Source organism: Candidatus Chlorohelix allophototropha, assembly GCF_030389965.1.
Lineage (GTDB): Bacteria > Chloroflexota > Chloroflexia > Chloroheliales > Chloroheliaceae > Chlorohelix > Chlorohelix allophototropha.
Map to the genome: position 1 here is coordinate 2,859,244 of NZ_CP128399.1, position 17,547 is coordinate 2,876,790.

Consider the following 17,547-nt stretch of genomic DNA (forward strand, 5'->3'; position numbering starts at 1 on the left):
TAAACTGGTGTTATGATATCCTAGAAGCTGCCAACAAGCGCTTCTAAAGCAAGTAAGTAACCTTTGGGACCAAAGCCGGCGATTTGACCCTTAGCTATGGGCGCAATCAGACTGTGATGCCGGAATTGCTCACGGGCATATACATTGGATAGATGTACTTCCACAATTGAGACCCCATCCAACGCTGCAAGACAATCACGCAGTGCAATACTGTAATGGGTAAAGGCTCCCGGGTTAATAATTATACCACAAATCTCCTTGCGTCGCGCTTGCACAAAATCTATAAGCGCCCCCTCGTGGTTGCTCTGGAAGTCTTCGAGTTCATATTCGGCATTGATAGCCGCATTTCTCACTTTTTCCACAATTTGGGACAAGGTAGTGTAGCCATATACCTGTGGCTCGCGTTCACCTAACAAATTTAGGTTTGGTCCGTTAATCAGCAAAATCTTTTTTGGTTTTGGTTCCATAACTTCAACCTCCTTAATAGGTTATAATAGCGGTTGGGTGCTACTACTATGTAATATAATCAGGGCAGTTGCAAAGGTGGAAAGCGGTGTAAACCCTTACGGGTCACACAGGCAATGGAAAGCCTACCGAGGTCGCAAGGAGTGACCTTTTGAACTTACATCCCCTTCCTACTCTGTGGTGGGCGCAAAGAATTACGTCCTAAAATCGTTTCTTGCAACAAACCTGTTAATGTAATATAACGTCCGTTATATTACTGGAAGGTTTTTGATGGCTCAATCTGATACGCGGAGAGGTAATAAAAAAGCCTCCAACGCGACTCTTGAGAAAAAAAAACCAGCAAGGCGCGTTTCAAAATGGCGAATACGCTTACGACTAACGCTGATATTATTAATAATAATCATATTATTGCCTCTCTTGCTGGTTTATTTTATCACCGAAGGTCAAAACTCACTTATATACAACGAGGTCTCCGGAATACCTTCGCGTCCGGTTGCGCTTGTCTTTGGAGCAGGCTTAAATCGCGATGGTACTCCCAGTTGGATGTTGGCTGATCGAATAGATGCTGGAATCGCCTTGTATAAAAGCGGCAAGGTGCAAAAACTGATGATGACCGGAGATGGAATCGACAATAACGAGGTAAACGCCATGAGCTTGTATGCCCAACAAAGGGGTGTTCCGGCTTCAGCGATTATTAAAGACTCAGGGGGGCTACGTACTTACGATAGTTGCTGGCGCGCTTTAAATAGTTTTCAAATACACAGCGCGATACTGGTAACGCAAGGTTACCATTTGCCCCGTGCGCTTTACCTGTGCAAATCGCTAGGAATCGACTCGATAGGGTTGAAAGCAGGGCTAGAACGCTACCCGGGGCAGGATTTTTACAACGGTCGGGAATTTTTTGCAATTCTCGGCTCGTGGTTTGACATTAATATCTTCAAACCTACCCCGGAAGCCAATCGCTAAGCTAAGGCACTTTTATTCTGCTCAACCCATCCTTGGCATCCATATTAGTAGGGTCGACATCCAACGCTTTCTGGTATGCCTCACGCGCTTTCAACGGTTGGGTAGTAGCTTCATAGCAAAGCCCCAAATTTGAGTAATAGACCGACACTTTGGCGTTAAGCTGAATTGCTTTCTGGTAAGCATCAATTGCCGCGGGATATTTCTTTTGCTGATAAAGCGCAATTCCTAGCAAGTTATAGGCGCGAGCATTGCTGGCGTTGTTAGGGTCGATATCGATAGCTGCTTGAGCTTCCTGCGCTGCCTCGGTATAACGTTTAAGCTCAATCAACGTACCCGCCACATTCCGATGATAAAGCGCCACTTTAGGTTCTATTTGTACCGCCTTGGCATAAGCAAGGTTGGAGTCGCCCCATTTCTCTTGCAACTCAAGCGTCAGACCTAATAGGTTATAACCAGCAGCATAATTTGGATCGAGCGAAATTGCTTTGCGAGCTTCCGCTTCTGCAGCCGGATATTTCTTTTCGTAATAAAGCGCATTAGACACGTTAAGTTGATAAATGGCAGAGTTAGGCACCAGCGTTACAGCATCGCGATAAGCTTTCTCGGCATCAGGGTATTTGTCCTGATCCAGCAAAGAATCACCCAAAATGTTATTTGCGGCTGCCAGATTCTTGTCTTTATCTTTGCTTGTGTCAGTAGCATAAAGAGTAATAGCCCTGCGTACTTCCTGTTCTGCCACGTCCGGCTTTCCTAGATCAACCAGACATTCAGCGAGATTACGATGGTAAAGTGGTTCGCTAGGTTTCAAGCGGGTGGCTTCCTCGTAGGATTTCTGCGCATCCGATTTTTTACCCTGATTGAAAAGCGCCAAACCCAGATTGTTATGGAAACGGGCTATACTGGCATCAATACTGACGGCGAGACGCGCTTCGTTTTCTGCCAGAGCGTAATCTTTGGTAAGATTATAGGCAGCTGAAAGATTATCATGGTAAATTGCTACGTTGGGCGCAAGCCTGACAGCTTCTTTGAACTTGTCAATTGAACCTTGCACATCACCGCTAGCCAGTAATCCTTCGCCGTCTTTATTTAGCTGCACAGCGAAATCTATTGCCGAGGTAGTGGGTGTAGGAAGGACGCTGGTGGCAGTAGGCGGCACGGTTGTGATAACCGCTGTGGTTATAGCTACAGTTGCAGTAGGGGTGGGTTTGCTACCACCAACCACCACTATAAGTATCACGGCGATTGCTGCAACTACTACTACCCCGACTATGGCAAGAATCAAGCCTGTTTTTGATCCGCGTTTTGGAGACACCACCGCGCCGCCACCGGTGGAAGAAGTAGCACCTTGTTGGGTATAGTTTGACGGTAAGGGAGTATTAAACCCGTAATTAGCAGCGGGGGCAGTGCCGGGTACTCCGGTAACGCTGCCCGTCATGCGGGCGCTTGGCACATAACCTTGGCTTACATAGAAACGGTAGCGGGTAGTAATGTTGGTATCAGCAGGAAAGCGCGATTGCAAGGTATGCAACCGATTGAAGGCTTCCTGATATTGATTTTGTCTTTCGAGTTCGGTAATGACGTTGAGTTCCTGTGTAGCAAGAGGATTTGAAGAGGGTGCAGCAGCCATCCCAAAAGTGCTGTTCTGCGGCGAACCATAGTGGGAAGGCGAAATCGCGATAGTAGCCGGATTTACAGACCCGCCTTTTATAGCCATTTCCAATGCCCGCGCCATTTCCCCGGCAGATGCGTAACGATCTTCTTTCTTTTTGCTAAGCGCTTTATTTACAATCGCTTCAACCGCTGGCGGGATATCAGGGTTCATGGAACGGATAGGTGGCACTGGTTTTTGAATATGCCCCATTACTACCGAAATAGGCGTATCTCCCCGAAAAGGCAACGAGCCTGTCAGCATTTCAAAAAGCACCACACCTAGCGCGTAAATATCGCTTCGGCGGTCGAGCGGTTCACCCATAGCCTGTTCAGGACTCATATAATCGGGCGTACCAACGCCTTCACCCAAAGAGGTAAGTTGGGTACTACGGCTAACATCTTTGGCTATACCGAAATCCCCAAGCGCTACCCGCTTGCCACCTTCGAAAAATACGTTGCTGGGCTTAATGTCGCGGTGCACAATATTATGGGCTTCGTAGGCGTAGTCAAGCGCAGAGGCAATTTGGTTAATAATTCCAGAAATCTCAGCCAGATTTAAATTGCCTTCATGCAAACGGTCGCGAAGAGTAATACCGCCTTCGATGATTTCGGTCACGATATAACTATCTGCACCGGGAACTTCTTCGTAGTCATAGACGGTTACAATATTTGGATGTTTTAGCTGTGAAGAAAGTTCTGCCTCGCGCCGGAACCGTTCCAATGCACCGGGAGAGGAAAGAAACTCTGATTTTATGGTCTTAACTGCAACGTAGCGTTTCAAAGGGGGTTTATAAGCTTTATAAACAGACCCCATACCGCCTTTTCCCAACAGATCAACTACGTGATAAGGTCCTATTGTTTCGGGCATTGCATCCGCAGGCATTTTATTCTTGCTCCGTTCTAACCCTGAGACCGCTTGCGGCAAGGGTACAATATATGCAACCATTCTCCATGTTAAGCCGCAATTAACGCCTATTTTATCAGTAGTCGCTTCACAAAACAATTACGATTCTGGAAGAATAACGCTCAATTATAATGACTGATATCGTGCTATCATGTATAATTCTTTTATCGGTGGAGCAATTCTTATATCTTGTGGGATATGTGTTCTTAAAATGCGCTTTTTTATCTTAAAAAATCTAAATTGGCAGAAAAGTAATCGTAAATCTAACTTGGCAGGGTTAACGATCCTTTTGTTGTTATCCTTGCTATTGGGTGCATGTAGCGCCAGCAGTCCTAGTGTGGTTACTGCTACCCCCGCGCAAAAAGATATCGCTTTAACCCAAGCGGCAGTTATACCTACCATTACGCCACTACCGCCACTTCCAACCAATACTCCACGCCCAACCCTGCAACCTACCTCTGGCAGCGTGAAACCTTCGAAAGCTGATATGGTAAAAGCGGCGTTTCAGGCGCTAATCGGCAGTTATTTTTATCCCTTGAACAGCGCAAATGTATATGAAATTGCGCTACGCGGGATGAAAAATTATCTACAAGATAATGGTATAAACGATCCTCAAGTACCTATTCCCGATTTTAGCGGAGACCTAAACGGAGACTGGCAATTATTCTTGCAAGCGTACACATTGACCCTAGAGAAATACCAGAGCCAGATAGGAGAAGAACCGCTGGCTTACGGGGCAGTGCAAGCTGCCACTAGTTCGTTAGGAGAGTGCCGCACCGGTTTTTACCCTCCTGCCAATACAGATGATCTAATTCAGAATGTCGCGGGTACAGCCCCTGCGCTTGGTTTAGGAATTATTGTAGTAGCGCCAGCAGGAGGCGAAGGGCTATATATCTCTAGGGTAGTGCCCGGTAGTCCGGCTGATAAGGCGGGCTTGAAAACAGGGGACTCCATCAGAGGAGTCGGTGGTCAAAGTATCGTAGGGATGAGTATAGGAACTGCTTCACGCCTGCTGGTTGGCGGAGATAAACCCACACCCGGTACACAGGTCAGTATCGAGATAAAACGTGCGGTAACCGGAAAAACCGAACAGCTACAAATCACCCGCGGTAGTACGCAGGTGCAAACCTTTGAGCGACAGATTATTGGCAACGTAGGCTATCTGCGAATAAATAGCTTTCCTAACCGCAGCCAGTTAACCGATCTGAACCTTGAATTTGACAATAACCTCAGTGAATTGAGCAAGCAAAACGTTAAGGGTCTTGTGATTGACTTACGCGGCACTCGCTACGGCAATTACAGCACGGTGCGCAGTTTCTTGAGCCGTTTTGTACAGGACAACGGCTTGCTGATAATGTCGGGGCGCAATGCTCAGGGTAAATTTTCGGCGTTACAAATGAACAGCATACCGGGCGTTACCGTCTTCAATAAGCCCTTAGCAGTGTTGGTAGATGGCACTACTGCCGCCGAAGCTGAGCTTTTCAGTTATGCGCTGCAACTCAAAAAAACCGCCCGCCTTTTCGGACAGCCCACTGCCGGGTGTCTAGTAGGCAGTGACCTAGTACGAATGCCCGATAGCTCGATCCTAAACCTTGCAATTTTCCGAGTAATACAAGACCCTACCCAATTGGACTCAGTAGTAGACCGTGTTATACCCGATGAAGTTGTAGATATGGAATTATCTTCGCTCAACCAAGGCAAAGACTCAATACTCGAAAAAGCCCTAGCTTATATCCAATCTTTATAGAAAACGGAGAAATCAGTAAAATGAGTGCAAATATATATGAAGAACGCTGTCGCCAAGCGCAAGCGGTGATGGCTTCACTTCAAATAGATTTCCTATTTCTTGGACCCGGCGCAGATATGCGCTACCTAATCGGCACACCCGGCATGGAAAACGAGCGTATGATGCTCTTTATCGTGCCTCAAACTGGACAGCCCGTTATGATAGTACCAACACTGGAAAAACTTGCTACCGGCAAACACGCTACTTATTTTGATTTGCTGGATTGGTCTGATGGGGTCGGACCACAGGGCAGTTTGCTGGAAGCCTTGGGCGATTCTGTAAATCGGGAAGTCAAAGCGGCAGTTGGTGCGCATTTGTGGAGTATGTTCCTGCTGGAACTACAGCGTATCTTGCCAAATTCAAGTTGGACAACCGCAACCGAGATACTTAAAAAACTGCGGATAAGCAAATCTGCCGCAGAGGTAAAATTGCTCAAGGAAGCGGCAGCAATCGCAGACCGCACCTTTGATGATATTCGCCAACTTAAATTTGCAGGTAGGCGCGAACTTGAAATTATGGGCGATATCAATAACCTGTTACTCAAACACGGCCAAGAAAGAATGGAGTTCTGTATCGTGGGGAGTGGACCTAACGGGGCGCAGCCACACCACCATACCGGAGATAGAATAATTCAGCCGGGCGATGCGATTGTACTGGACTTCGGTGGGATGTATCAGGGTTATTTCAGTGATATGACTCGCATGGTGTTGGTAGAGGGTGCGGATGCCGACCCCCTTTACCGTGAAGTATATGACGTTGTAAATAAGGCACGCGCAGCGGGACATGCACAGGCAAAGCCCGGCGTTACCTGCGAAAGTGTGGACGCAGCAGCGCGAAAAGTAATTGTGGATGCAGGCTACGGCGAGTTTTTTGTGCATCGCACCGGACACGGCATCGGTATGGAAGTACACGAAGAACCTTATATTGTAAACGGCAATCAGCTTATATTAGAACCGGGTATGGCCTTCAGTATCGAACCGGGAATATACCTGCCGGGTCGTTTTGGAGTGCGCATTGAGGACATCGCAATAGTAACCGACAACGGCGAAGAAAATATCAACCTCAGCACGCATGAAATTGTCACAGTACGCTAATAACAATATTCAGAAGGGCGCAGGCAAACTGCGTCCTCTTTATTTGGGAGTAAATTAACGTGAAAATACTGGTCGCAACCAACAACCGAGGCAAAGTGCTAGAACTGGCAAGGCTATTTAATATAGAAGGCTTGGAACTGGCTTTACCAGCCGATTTGGGTTTGAAGGATTTTGATGTTGAGGAAACGGGACAAAGCTATTACGAGAACGCCGCGTTGAAAGCGGCTGCCTTTGCACGCGCTTCCGGCATACCCGCACTGGCAGATGACTCCGGGCTAGAAGTGGATGCGCTAAACGGTGAACCGGGTCTGTATTCCAAACGCTACGCCGGAGAAAACGCCACCGATGCTTACCGGATTAGTTACCTTTTGAAAAAACTGGAAAATGTATCACAAGAGAACCGCACTGCACGCTTCATAGCTTTGCTGGCTTTAGCCGCGCCGGACGGCACGATTATAGAACACGAGCAAGGAATCTGCGAAGGTGCGATCGGGTTTACGCCAACCGGAAATAATGGGTTCGGTTATGACCCGATTTTTCTGCCGAGCAAAGCAGGCAATAATAATAGTATGGCTGACCTGAGTAACGAAGAGAAAGACTTAATCAGCCACCGTGGTAACGCGGCGCGCAAACTTGCTCCTTATCTCAGGAAATATATACAAGCAATTTGATAGAACATTTATGCTATAAGATGATATAATAATTCTATCAATGTTCACGAGTAATCTGAGTAAGAAGGCTATCATATGGTTAAAGGGCGAGCAAAAGTAGTATTTACATGTGAAAAATGTGGCTTCGAGAGTCTCAAATGGCTGGGCAGGTGTACCGAATGTAGCGCTTATAATAGCTTCACAGAAACAGTCAAAGTGGCAGAGCGCACAGTGGGTAGTAGTGGCGGAGAAAGCGCACGGCAAAATCGCGCCGCCTTAAGCAGCAACAAACCTGAAAGCATAGCTAGAATAAGCTCTGAAAATTTCAAAAGGATTCCCGTACCGATTGGCGAGTTCGAGCGAGTTATGGGCGGCGGTATTGTGCCCGGCTCACTTACACTTATTAGCGGCGATCCCGGAATCGGCAAATCTACCCTGCTCTTACAAGTAACTGCGGCTTTGGCAGAATCAATCGGCAAGGTGCTATATGTCTCGGCAGAAGAATCTGCTAACCAGATAAAGCTGCGCGCCGAACGATTGGGGCTTGCCCCTGAAAACCTTTACCTACTGGCAGAAACTAACCTCAACTTGATTCTAGACCACATCGAACACCTGAAGCCCGCTTTGGTAGTAGTAGACTCGATCCAGACGGTGTATCTTACCCACAAAGAACGGCAGGAAGAAGACCTCTCTTTAGGCTTTGGTGCAAGCGGCTTTGAATCGTTGGGCGCAGAAATTAACTCGGCGGCAGGTAGCGTAACCCAAGTAAGGGAATGTGCCGCAACCTTGATGCGCCTTTCTAAGAAATTACACTTGCCCGTATTTCTCGTGGGGCATGTTACCAAAGAAGGAAATATAGCCGGACCTCGCGTGTTAGAGCATATGGTGGATTGTGTACTATATCTGGAAGGTGACCGATTTCATCAGTACCGACTTTTACGTGGTGTAAAAAACCGCTTTGGTTCTACCAATGAAGTAGGTGTTTTTGAAATGCGCGGCGAGGGTATGGCAGAAGTGACTAACCCTTCGCAAGTTTTCTTGGAAGAACGGCAGAAAGGTGCGCCCGGTTCGGCAGTTGCGGTAACGATGGAGGGTACTCGCCCTATTCTGGTAGAGGTTCAAGGTTTGTGCAGCCAATGTTACACCCAGATGCCGCGTCGAACCACCAACGGTATTGATATGAACCGCCTGCTAATGCTTAGTGCAGTTTTGAGCAAACGCTGTGGGCTTGGTCTGGGAAATCAGGACGTTTATGTAAATGTGGTAGGTGGTTTAAAAATCACCGAGCCAGCTGCCGATTTAAGTATTACCGCTGCTATCGCTTCTTCATATAGAGAAGCGGAAATAGACTCTAATACCGTATTGATAGGCGAGATTGGTCTTTCCGGTGAAGTGCGTATGGTCAGTCAGCTTGAACGTAGGCTGGCAGAAGCAGCAAAACTTGGCTTTACCCGCGCAATCTACCCCAAAAGCGCACATAGTAACGGTCGCGATTTGAAATTACCGGAGGGGTTTAAGGGCGTGCCAGTAGCTACGCTGGCAGAAGCGTTGGATAAAGCTTTAGCGGATAGTGGAAATGCCCGACGCCACAAACCGAATGCACCGCAGGAAAAAGAGATTTCACCCAGTTATACCCAATTTGACGAATATGGGAACGAGCTTGAGAAAGAGTTGGAAGTTTCCGAGCTTGGGGATTTTTGATTGCATGCAACGTTATCCACAGTAAATGTGGAAATGTGTGGAAAAGTAGTGGGTTTTACTAAAATACAGAAATCGTTTGCCATTTCTGAGGCAACCGAGCAAAATCTTCAGGGGTGTCCAAATCGTAAGCTAACTCAGGTATATGGCATTGCCGTATATTCTTTAGCCCGCAAGAATGAAATTTCCTCAAATGAAGCGCGAAGCTATTTTCCCCAAAACTGTAAGAAAAATCGAGTAATTCTGAAGGAGCAAGAAGTAGCGCGTTAGTGCCCTTGTGCAGACGATCAGGCGCAATTGCAACAAATGGAGTATCTTGCAGGAGTAAAAAATTATGCAAAACTCCGATATCCAGTAGCGGCAGGTCGGCTAACAGTATTAGCAAGGCATCACAGTGTGTGTTATTGGATATTTGACGAGCAGCTAACTCCAATGCGGCATTTAATCCGATTTCCTGACCGTCTGAGCTTTCTTCAAAGGATGTTGCGCCATAAAAACGCCCCATGCGCAATGCCTCCTGATCTGCGCTCACAACGTTATACCCCGAAATAAAACCCAACGCGGAAATATCTTTAAGTACCGAAAGGGTATGCAATAGTAGGTGTCGTGCCAAAATAGTACGATGGTTTAAATCCAGCAATGGCGCTATACGGCTTTTGCCTTTTGAAAAAGGCTTGACCGGCACAAGCACTTGTATATTCGGTTTGGTATAAAGCGTATTCTGCAACTCTCAGTCCTCTATAGTTCTATGAGTATAACTGATTATAACATTGTGAAGGTTTTTATAAAGTTAGAAATGTGCTATTATCATGGAGAAGTAGATGGTGTTTAATCTTAACAAGCTGTTACAAATTGGTGCGAAACAAAAGGCTTAAATTTATGTTGGAAGATTATTTGCAAAAAATCGAAAAGCTTTCTGATGAAAAGTTATTAGCTTTAGCAAACCGCTACCGCAATACGATTCAGGAAATTCGAATTTATCGACGCGATGCGGAAATTGTGGCTTTTACAACGGTTGTGAAATACACCGACGAGGAGTTAAGAAAGAAAGAAGAAGAACTGGCAATTATCCAAAGCATGATTGAGAAGCGAGGGTTAACAGAATAAAAAAAGCGCGAGACTTGCATCTCGCGCCGTTTCAGCATAAGAAGTTAGTTGTTCTCAGCCGCCAGTTTAGCTGCTTGCTCAGCCCATCTATTTCGCTCAATCCGAGTAGCGTTGATGCCAGTTTTCTCAGCAAGTTCTTCTGGGCTCAACTTAGAAAGAGCTTTAAAAGTGGTAACACCAGACTCATAGAGTTTGCTGCGAAAAACTGGCCCGATATCCTCGATTAAAGTAAAATCATCCTGACCTTCCAAAACAATCATCGAAGTGTCTTCAACAGCCTCTTTTACATTCTCGGCAACCACTTCGGTGGAATCGGATGCAACTACAGGCTTTTTAGCGGTAAGAGTGATTTTGTTTTCTGCACCTACAGCGGCATTAACTTCATCAATGACATTAGGACCATGTGGCTTGGGACCGGAATTACGAACGGTAAACCTAGCAGTGCTCTGAGGGTTAGAAATCTGCATCGTTGGCGATTCAGACTTAGCGGGCGTGGCAGACTTTGACGCTGTAACTGCCTTTTGCTTTGCGGAATAACGTCGTAGTAAATAAAATGCTAGCAATCCCACTCCAGCACCTAGTGTAAAACCCAGAAATTTTTTAAACACAGTGAAATCTCCTCTTAGTCTAGTAATTCTATAATCAGCAATCAACCACGTTGAACTATTTGAAGCTTGCTAAGATAAATCAAGGTATCGTCTACCTCTGCCTTACGACCAACCAAATCGGTTCTTTTCTTTAATTGGGTCTCATTCAAAAGCTGTTCATAGCGTAAAAAAAGCACATCATAAACTCGTGGGTCTTTAGTAGAGCGAGTGTAATAATAGATAATAAAAGTGCTGGTCTGTTTACTTTTGGGATCAACAGTAGGCTCAGGACTTTTACTTGGCGGTGTAGCATAACCAGTTACGCCATAATCTACCTCAAGTTTTTTCTGATTGAATTGCTTCCATTGTAACGGGACAAGCTTCTTGCTGTAGTAGTTGTTAAGCTCTTCAGCAGATTGCTTTATAACATAAATCTCCGTTTTGTTAGAAGCAACCCGGTAATTAGGCATAGCAATTGAAACAATATTATCTGCCAAGCTCGATTGAATCGAGTCTGGTGTTTTAGTAATTTCTCGGATGCCGGCTGGCAAAGGCACATCACCCATTGTAATAGATTCGGTGGTAGTGCCGGGCTTAACTTCACCTGCTGCTGAAACAAAGGTTAGATATATAACAAGAATGATAGAGGCGATAAAAAAGGTTGGAGCAAAGATAAAAAGCCCGTAGCGAAAAAGACGGCGGGTGCGTTGCACTTCAGGATTCTTATAAACTGCCACTGGAACTCTAGGTGATAGCGAAGGAGGCATGATGTTTTTGCTATTGCCGATTCCAGACAAAGAGCCAGTGCTATTTTTATCGGTGGTATTACTCATAACCAAACCTATATTTAAGCCCATAATAGCAATATAAAGTATAGCTTGCCTGTACATTATAACACTACAATGATAGTAACTGCATCAAGAGGGTAATTCCCGTCTAATACCAACATGTTTCACGTTAAACATTATAGGGATGTTTCACGTTAAACATGTGGCAGTTGCTACAATCGGAAGTTCGTTTCACGTGAAACTAAGATCAAGGGTTGTTCGTCATTATTATGGGGGGTACATAGCCTATAAGTCCGATATGTTTAAGGTTTGACTCTGCTATAATTGGTTTTCTAGAAGTTTTATTAGGGTCAATTAGCTATTAACCCACAGTCTCTTGAAAGGAGAAACAGGTTGTTTGGTTCCATGCCCTCTTCTAAAAAATTCCGGTCTCTGCCGCTAATAGTGGTTTTCCTTCTGATATTACAACTTGTAGCTACCACGCTGCTCTTGCCTAGAAGCGCAACCGCCCAAACTCAGACCATAAACCCTTACGGGGTTAACACTTTCCTAGAAAAGGAAGTGGAAAACTGGAAGAAAGAGAAAACTTTCCAGTTGATTTCCGAGGCTGGTATCGGTTGGGTGAAGCAAGAGTTTTCTTGGGATGAAATCGAGTTCCGCAAGGGCTACTTCTATGATGACAAATTCCAGAAATCGAGTTGGGAGAAGTTTGATCAGATCGTAAACCTAGCAGTGAAGTACAATATCAATATTGTTGCACGCCTCGATCGCACCCCGTTATGGGCTAATCCCCAGAGTGGCGACCCAATGCACCCACCCGCGAATTTCCAAGATTATGCCGATTTTATCAAAGCATTTGTGACTCACTACAAAGGCAAGATTAACTATATTCAGGTCTGGAACGAACCGAATCTAGGCTACGAATGGACAGGCACACCGGATGCTAAGAAATATGTAGAGATGCTTAAACTTGCTTACCAAGCGGCTAAGAGCGCAGACCCAAACATTAAGGTCATGAATGCGCCGCTTGCTATGACAGTTGAGAAAGGTCCTACCAACCTGAGTGAACTGGATTTCTTTAGCCAAATGTATCAGGCTGGCGCAAAACCCTACTTCGATGTAATAGCCGCTAATGGCTACGGCTTGGAGTTTCCGCCTGAAGATGCGCCCGATCCTCAGAAGCTTAACTTCCGCAGAGTGGAATTGCTTCACGATATAGCGGTTAAAAACGGTGATAGCACTAAACAAGTCTGGTTCAACGAATATGGCTGGAACGCCTCCCCAGCAGACTTTCCCGCAGATAAACTCATCTGGAGACGTGTCACCGAACAACAACAGGCTGATTACACGGTACGTGGCTACAAATATGCACGTGATAACTGGTCATGGTCTGGTGTTATCTTTATGTGGTATTTCCGCCAAGTGGGAGATATTACACCTGATCGAAGTGACTATTATTTCCAAATGGTCACCACCGATTTCAAAACCAAGCCTGTTTATGATGCCTTAAAGAAAGATGCGCTGGCATTTATAAACCAAAAAGGTTTACCAACGCCGGTGCCTTTTACACCCGTCACACAACCGGTTACTACTACAGCAGCGGTGGCAACTACGCAAGCTAACACAACAGCGGCAGTTACTACCACAAAAGCAGTTGCTACTACAGCAGCGATAGCAGCTCCTACGCAAACATCCAGCAGCAGTTCCGGGAGTGGGGATAATTCCAGTGCGTTAAATCTCATTATCGTTGGTATCGTAGTCTTGTTGGTAGGCGGCGGTGGCGCGGCGTTCTACTTTATACAGCAACGTAATCGACAGTAACTTTACTCCGCATTAACAAGTCTGACTTGATTAACGTAAGCAAGAGCGTCCCGACTTTCGGGATTGCTCCTGCTATCTATAAAAGCCATATCTTGCGTTATACAGTTTTCTTCAAACAAATTTTATCTGGAAGTGAAGTATGATAGAAGCAGTTAACCTAACAAAAGTATTCGGCGACTTTATGGCAGTAAACGATGTCTCGCTTACAGTTAAAGAAGGACAGGTTTTGGCGTTATTGGGACATAATGGCGCAGGGAAAACCACTACAACCCGTATGTTGAGCGCTATTCTTGCACCAACCAAAGGCTATGCCAAAATTGCCGGGTACGACACTGTAACACAAGCTCTTGAAGTGCGTCGCTCTATCGGTCATCTCACTGAGCTACCCGGATTGTACTCGCGTATGCGGATTGAGGAATATCTGGATTTCTTCGCAGAAGTTTTCAATGTGCCTAAAGAAACCAGACGCAGCCGCACCGAAGAAATGATGCGCCAATTTGACCTATGGGAAACTAGAAAGCTAAAAATCGGCGAGTACTCAAAAGGGATGCGCCAGAAAACTGCCCTTATCCGCGCTTTAATTCATGACCCTAAAGTGCTGTTCCTCGATGAACCTACCAGTGCAATGGATCCTTATAGCTCGAAGTTGGTACGAGATTCTATTTCAGAATTAAAAAAACAAAATCGCACGGTTGTCTTGTGTACCCATAATCTATACGAAGCAGAAGAACTGGCAGACCATATTGCCATAATTCGCAAAGGTGAAATCCTAATCGAAGGAAGCCCCGACGATTTGAAACGCCGTTTACTTGGCGCACCAAGCTTTACCGTGAAGTTGGCACAATATCAGCAACCGGATAATTTGCCAACCCGTTTGAAAGAGCTAGTCGAAGTAAGCGACTCCGGTGTAGATTGGTTCACTTACCGATGCGAGGAGCCAGAAAAATACAATCCGCACTTGCTAAAAATTCTGGTAGAAAGTGGCTATCAGGTAATTACTATCAGCGAAACGCCGCGCAGCCTTGAATCTGTGTATCTCAAGATTGCAGGAACCCCTGCTACCGCCAACCAGAACCGCGATGAAAGCGAGCAAACCCTGTCAAAGCTCAAAGAAAAACGCAAAGGCTGGTTTAGAAACCGCAGTAAAGAAGAAGCCAACAAGACGCAAGAAACACAGGCTGAGCAAGAGGAGGCAGTACGTTAATGCTAAAAAATTTAACTTTTAGAATTGGTAACCAGCCACCCTCCTCTATTGCACGCGCTTTAATAATCACCCGGCGCGAACTTCGGGACAGTATGCGTGATTGGCGTATTCTCTCCCCCCTAATAAGTCTGACTTTTATTGTCCCTTCGCTGGTGGTGCTGGCTATACGGTTCGGTAAAACTATGCTGGAACGCCTTGAACCGGGCACTTTCGAGGATAGGGTGCTACCCTTTGCTACATTATCGGTTGGGTTCTTCCCAATGTCCTTCTCGCTAATCATCGCTTTTGAAAGCTTCGTGGGCGAGAAGGAACGTAATAGCTTAGAGGCTTTACTTTCGGCTCCCCTAACCGATCTGGAATTATTCATGGGTAAGTTTCTGGCAGCAGTAATTCCTACTATACTTTCCAGCGCTTACGGCACACTGGTATTTGTGATAGGAATTCTGCTCACAGGTGGACCAATGCCAGCCGACCCCTTAAACCTCATATTCTTTATACTGCTTGGAACGGCGGAAGCGTTGGTAATGGTGACAGGGGCAGTAATAGTAAGTAGCCATTCAACCAGTGTGCGAGGGGCAAACCTGTTAGCCAGTTTCGTCATTCTGCCAATGACTATCATCGTACAAATAGAAGCGCTTCTGGTAATCAGCGGTCAGAGCAATATGCTTTTCTTCGTATTGCTTAGCCTGTTATTTATCTTCGTGATTTTACTACGCACGGGTGTAAGAGTCTTTAATCGTGAAGAAATTCTCGCGCGCGAAGGTGGAGATAGCTTGAAGATAAAAGCAATCTTCTCCAATTTCCTTTATCTGTTCGCGCGTACTCCTGAAGAAGCCATTTACAACCGGAAAAGCAACCTACGAAAATTCAGCCTGTGGCGCTTGTACCGCTACGACATTCCCCAGATTATAAAGCTCAATGGACCGGCTATCATTATGGTAGTGGTAAGTCTGATGATTGCAATATTTATCGGCTGGTGGGTTACAACCCTACAACCCGTAAAAGAGTTATTAGCGCAATATCAAGGAAGTATCAAAGATCAGGTAGCCAGCGCCCAGAATCCCGCCTGCAATTCCCAGCTACTGGCAGATTACGGGATAACTTGGCAATTCATTTTCTTCAACAATGTTAAGTCGGTACTCATCGGAAGTGGGCTTGGCTTCATATCAATGGGGATAGGGGGTTTGCTCCTTCTCATGGCAGCGATTGCCCCAATCGGCGGGTTGGGTAATATAATGGCGCAATCGGGAGCAAATATATTTCTGCTATTTATAGGCTTTATCCTGCCGCATGGAATTATTGAGTTACCCGCCGCGATTATGGCTACCGGCGCGGCATTACAAGTAGCTACTTGCTTTATAGCACCGCCAAAGGGTATGAGTATTGGGCGCAGCCTACAATTTTCTCTGGTAAACTATATAAAGCTGATGGCGTTGATAATTCCTTTGTTATTTGTAGCCGCATTAATTGAGGGCAATTTAACGCCTGTAATAGGATGCTGGATTACCAATTCGAGATTTTAACTTTACATAACTGATAATAGGAAAGAAAATGTCGAAAATTATAGACCTACGCAGCGATACAGTAACCAAGCCTACCGCAGCAATGCGTGAAGCTATGTACAAAGCTGAGGTGGGTGATGACGTGTATGGAGAAGACCCCACTGTAAACAAGCTGGAAGAAACAGCCGCCGAAATAATGGGAAAGGAGGCGGGATTATTTGTAACAAGCGGTACTATGGGTAATTTGATTGGGGTAATTACCCATTGCAGCCGAGGGCAGGAAGTAATAATGGGCGCAGAGTCCCACATTTTCTATTATGAGGTAGGTGGGGGCGCAATAGTAGGCGGCGTGATGTACCACACCGTTGCGGAAGACCGTCTGGGAAAGTTCACTCTCGAACAGATTGAGCATGCCATTAGAGGTAAAAATATTCATTATCCTGTAACTGGGTTAGTATGCCTTGAGAATAGCCATAACCGCAAGGGTGGTACGGCTATGAGTATCGAGGCTACAAAAGAAATCTGCGATACAGCGCATGCACATGATGTACCAGTCCATTTGGACGGAGCGCGGGTATTTAATGCTGCTACCTATCTTGGCAAAGATGTACGAGAACTGGTAGCCGAGATTGACTCGGTTCAGCTCTGCCTCTCAAAAGGTTTGGGTGCGCCAGTTGGCTCGGTGTTGGTAGGTAAGCGGGAGTTCATCGAACGCGCCCGCAAGAATCGAAAGATGCTAGGCGGCGGTATGCGGCAGTCGGGGGTGTTAGCAGCGGCAGGTCTTATTTCTCTGACTGAAATGACCAAACGACTGGCTGAAGATCACTACAATGCACACCTCCTCGCTAAAGGCTTACAACAGGTAAAGGGACTAGAGGTAGACCTAGAAACGGTGCAGACTAATATTGTGATGGCAGATACTACAGGTTCAGGGCGTACCGCCGATGAATGGGTAGCAAGCTTGAAGCAAAAAGGTGTTTTGATTAACTCAATGGGAGCTTATACCATCCGCTTTGTGACCCATTACGAGGTAGATCGAAGCGGAATCGAGGAAGCATTGACCACAATCTCAGGCATTTCTAGTGGGAATTAATAAACTTTGCTCCCTACTACAGTCAGGAGAAAGGCATATAATTAATTGCTCTTGTAAAGTGCTTAATAAAAAAATATCTATTAACGATTTGTTAATTTTTAACAAAAATACTATTGACTCGCATACAAAACCGCTATATACTGTGGATGTAGAGAGAATATCTACACCCCACAGAATTGAGAAGCTACAATTCTTGGGAAGATAAATAAGGATGTTCACCTCAAAAGTGCGC

At 45.7% G+C, this 17,547-nt stretch carries 15 protein-coding genes; 10 read left to right on the top strand and 5 right to left on the bottom strand.

Annotation, left to right across the window (positions count from 1 at the left end):
- Positions 1-20: 20 nt before the first annotated feature.
- Positions 21-467, bottom strand: coding sequence for a type II 3-dehydroquinate dehydratase (aroQ, locus tag OZ401_RS12510; RefSeq protein ID WP_341468578.1), 447 nt, complete (start codon positions 465-467; stop codon positions 21-23).
- A gap of 268 nt (positions 468-735) precedes the next feature.
- Here aroQ and OZ401_RS12515 point away from each other — a divergent pair, with 268 nt between their 5' ends.
- Complete coding sequence (locus OZ401_RS12515; protein ID WP_341468579.1) at positions 736-1,431, top strand: SanA/YdcF family protein; 696 nt, start codon at positions 736-738, stop codon at positions 1,429-1,431.
- A 1-nt stretch (position 1,432) separates the two neighbouring features.
- Here OZ401_RS12515 and OZ401_RS12520 read toward each other — a convergent pair whose 3' ends face one another.
- A complete protein-coding gene (locus tag OZ401_RS12520; RefSeq protein WP_341468580.1) occupies positions 1,433-3,964 on the bottom strand; it encodes a serine/threonine-protein kinase in 2,532 nt (843 codons plus the stop codon).
- Between the two features lie 358 nt (positions 3,965-4,322).
- Here OZ401_RS12520 and OZ401_RS12525 point away from each other — a divergent pair, with 358 nt between their 5' ends.
- From OZ401_RS12525 to OZ401_RS12540, 4 genes are all read left to right on the top strand, one after another.
- Complete coding sequence (locus tag OZ401_RS12525) at positions 4,323-5,732, top strand: S41 family peptidase (protein WP_341468581.1); 1,410 nt, start codon at positions 4,323-4,325, stop codon at positions 5,730-5,732.
- Positions 5,733-5,752: 20 nt separating this feature from the next.
- Positions 5,753-6,865 (top strand): M24 family metallopeptidase, encoded by a 1,113-nt coding sequence (locus tag OZ401_RS12530; protein WP_341468582.1) that lies wholly within the window; start codon positions 5,753-5,755, stop codon positions 6,863-6,865.
- 59 nt (positions 6,866-6,924) lie between these two features.
- On the top strand, positions 6,925-7,536 hold the full coding sequence (gene rdgB / locus OZ401_RS12535) for an RdgB/HAM1 family non-canonical purine NTP pyrophosphatase (protein WP_341468583.1): 612 nt from the start codon (positions 6,925-6,927) through the stop codon (positions 7,534-7,536).
- A gap of 75 nt (positions 7,537-7,611) precedes the next feature.
- Positions 7,612-9,216, top strand: coding sequence for a DNA repair protein RadA (locus tag OZ401_RS12540; protein WP_341468584.1), 1,605 nt, complete (start codon positions 7,612-7,614; stop codon positions 9,214-9,216).
- 58 nt (positions 9,217-9,274) lie between these two features.
- Here OZ401_RS12540 and cofC read toward each other — a convergent pair whose 3' ends face one another.
- Positions 9,275-9,940, bottom strand: coding sequence for a 2-phospho-L-lactate guanylyltransferase (gene cofC, locus OZ401_RS12545; RefSeq protein WP_341468585.1), 666 nt, complete (start codon positions 9,938-9,940; stop codon positions 9,275-9,277).
- 152 nt (positions 9,941-10,092) lie between these two features.
- Between cofC and OZ401_RS12550 the strand changes: the two genes are divergently transcribed.
- The gene (locus OZ401_RS12550) at positions 10,093-10,320 is read left to right on the top strand and encodes a hypothetical protein (protein WP_341468586.1); all 228 of its coding nucleotides are present in this window, start codon (positions 10,093-10,095) and stop codon (positions 10,318-10,320) included.
- A gap of 44 nt (positions 10,321-10,364) precedes the next feature.
- On the opposite strand, the gene OZ401_RS12555 is transcribed toward OZ401_RS12550, so the two are convergent.
- Both OZ401_RS12555 and OZ401_RS12560 read right to left on the bottom strand, forming a co-directional pair.
- Positions 10,365-10,883 carry a hypothetical protein gene (locus OZ401_RS12555; protein WP_341468587.1) on the bottom strand — a complete coding sequence of 173 codons (519 nt, stop codon included), beginning with the start codon at positions 10,881-10,883 and terminating at the stop codon, positions 10,365-10,367.
- A gap of 86 nt (positions 10,884-10,969) precedes the next feature.
- On the bottom strand, positions 10,970-11,740 hold the full coding sequence (locus tag OZ401_RS12560; protein ID WP_341468588.1) for a hypothetical protein: 771 nt from the start codon (positions 11,738-11,740) through the stop codon (positions 10,970-10,972).
- Positions 11,741-12,088: 348 nt separating this feature from the next.
- Between OZ401_RS12560 and OZ401_RS12565 the strand changes: the two genes are divergently transcribed.
- The 4 genes from OZ401_RS12565 to ltaE all read left to right on the top strand — a co-directional run bounded on the left by OZ401_RS12565 (position 12,089) and on the right by ltaE (position 17,315).
- Positions 12,089-13,516, top strand: coding sequence for a hypothetical protein (locus tag OZ401_RS12565; protein ID WP_341468589.1), 1,428 nt, complete (start codon positions 12,089-12,091; stop codon positions 13,514-13,516).
- A 139-nt stretch (positions 13,517-13,655) separates the two neighbouring features.
- On the top strand, positions 13,656-14,720 hold the full coding sequence (locus OZ401_RS12570) for an ABC transporter ATP-binding protein (RefSeq protein WP_341468590.1): 1,065 nt from the start codon (positions 13,656-13,658) through the stop codon (positions 14,718-14,720).
- Positions 14,720-16,243, top strand: a complete 1,524-nt coding sequence (locus OZ401_RS12575; protein ID WP_341468591.1) for a stage II sporulation protein M — start codon at positions 14,720-14,722, stop codon at positions 16,241-16,243. Before OZ401_RS12570 ends, OZ401_RS12575 begins: the two co-directional genes overlap by 1 nt.
- Positions 16,244-16,271: 28 nt before the next feature.
- The gene (gene ltaE / locus OZ401_RS12580) at positions 16,272-17,315 is read left to right on the top strand and encodes a low-specificity L-threonine aldolase (protein ID WP_341468592.1); all 1,044 of its coding nucleotides are present in this window, start codon (positions 16,272-16,274) and stop codon (positions 17,313-17,315) included.
- Positions 17,316-17,547 lie beyond the last annotated feature (232 nt).

Excerpts from the sequence above, each read along its gene's own strand:
- aroQ (WP_341468578.1), bottom strand. The coding sequence starts at position 467 with ATGGAACCAAAACCAAAAAAGATTTTGCTGATTAACGGACCAAACCTA.
- OZ401_RS12515 (WP_341468579.1), top strand. The coding sequence starts at position 736 with ATGGCTCAATCTGATACGCGGAGAGGTAATAAAAAAGCCTCCAACGCG.
- OZ401_RS12520 (WP_341468580.1), bottom strand. The coding sequence starts at position 3,964 with ATGCCTGCGGATGCAATGCCCGAAACAATAGGACCTTATCACGTAGTT.
- OZ401_RS12530 (WP_341468582.1), top strand. The coding sequence starts at position 5,753 with ATGAGTGCAAATATATATGAAGAACGCTGTCGCCAAGCGCAAGCGGTG.
- OZ401_RS12540 (WP_341468584.1), top strand. The coding sequence starts at position 7,612 with ATGGTTAAAGGGCGAGCAAAAGTAGTATTTACATGTGAAAAATGTGGC.
- OZ401_RS12550 (WP_341468586.1), top strand. The coding sequence starts at position 10,093 with ATGTTGGAAGATTATTTGCAAAAAATCGAAAAGCTTTCTGATGAAAAG.
- OZ401_RS12560 (WP_341468588.1), bottom strand. The coding sequence starts at position 11,740 with ATGAGTAATACCACCGATAAAAATAGCACTGGCTCTTTGTCTGGAATC.
- OZ401_RS12570 (WP_341468590.1), top strand. The coding sequence starts at position 13,656 with ATGATAGAAGCAGTTAACCTAACAAAAGTATTCGGCGACTTTATGGCA.
- OZ401_RS12575 (WP_341468591.1), top strand. The coding sequence starts at position 14,720 with ATGCTAAAAAATTTAACTTTTAGAATTGGTAACCAGCCACCCTCCTCT.
- ltaE (WP_341468592.1), top strand. The coding sequence starts at position 16,272 with ATGTCGAAAATTATAGACCTACGCAGCGATACAGTAACCAAGCCTACC.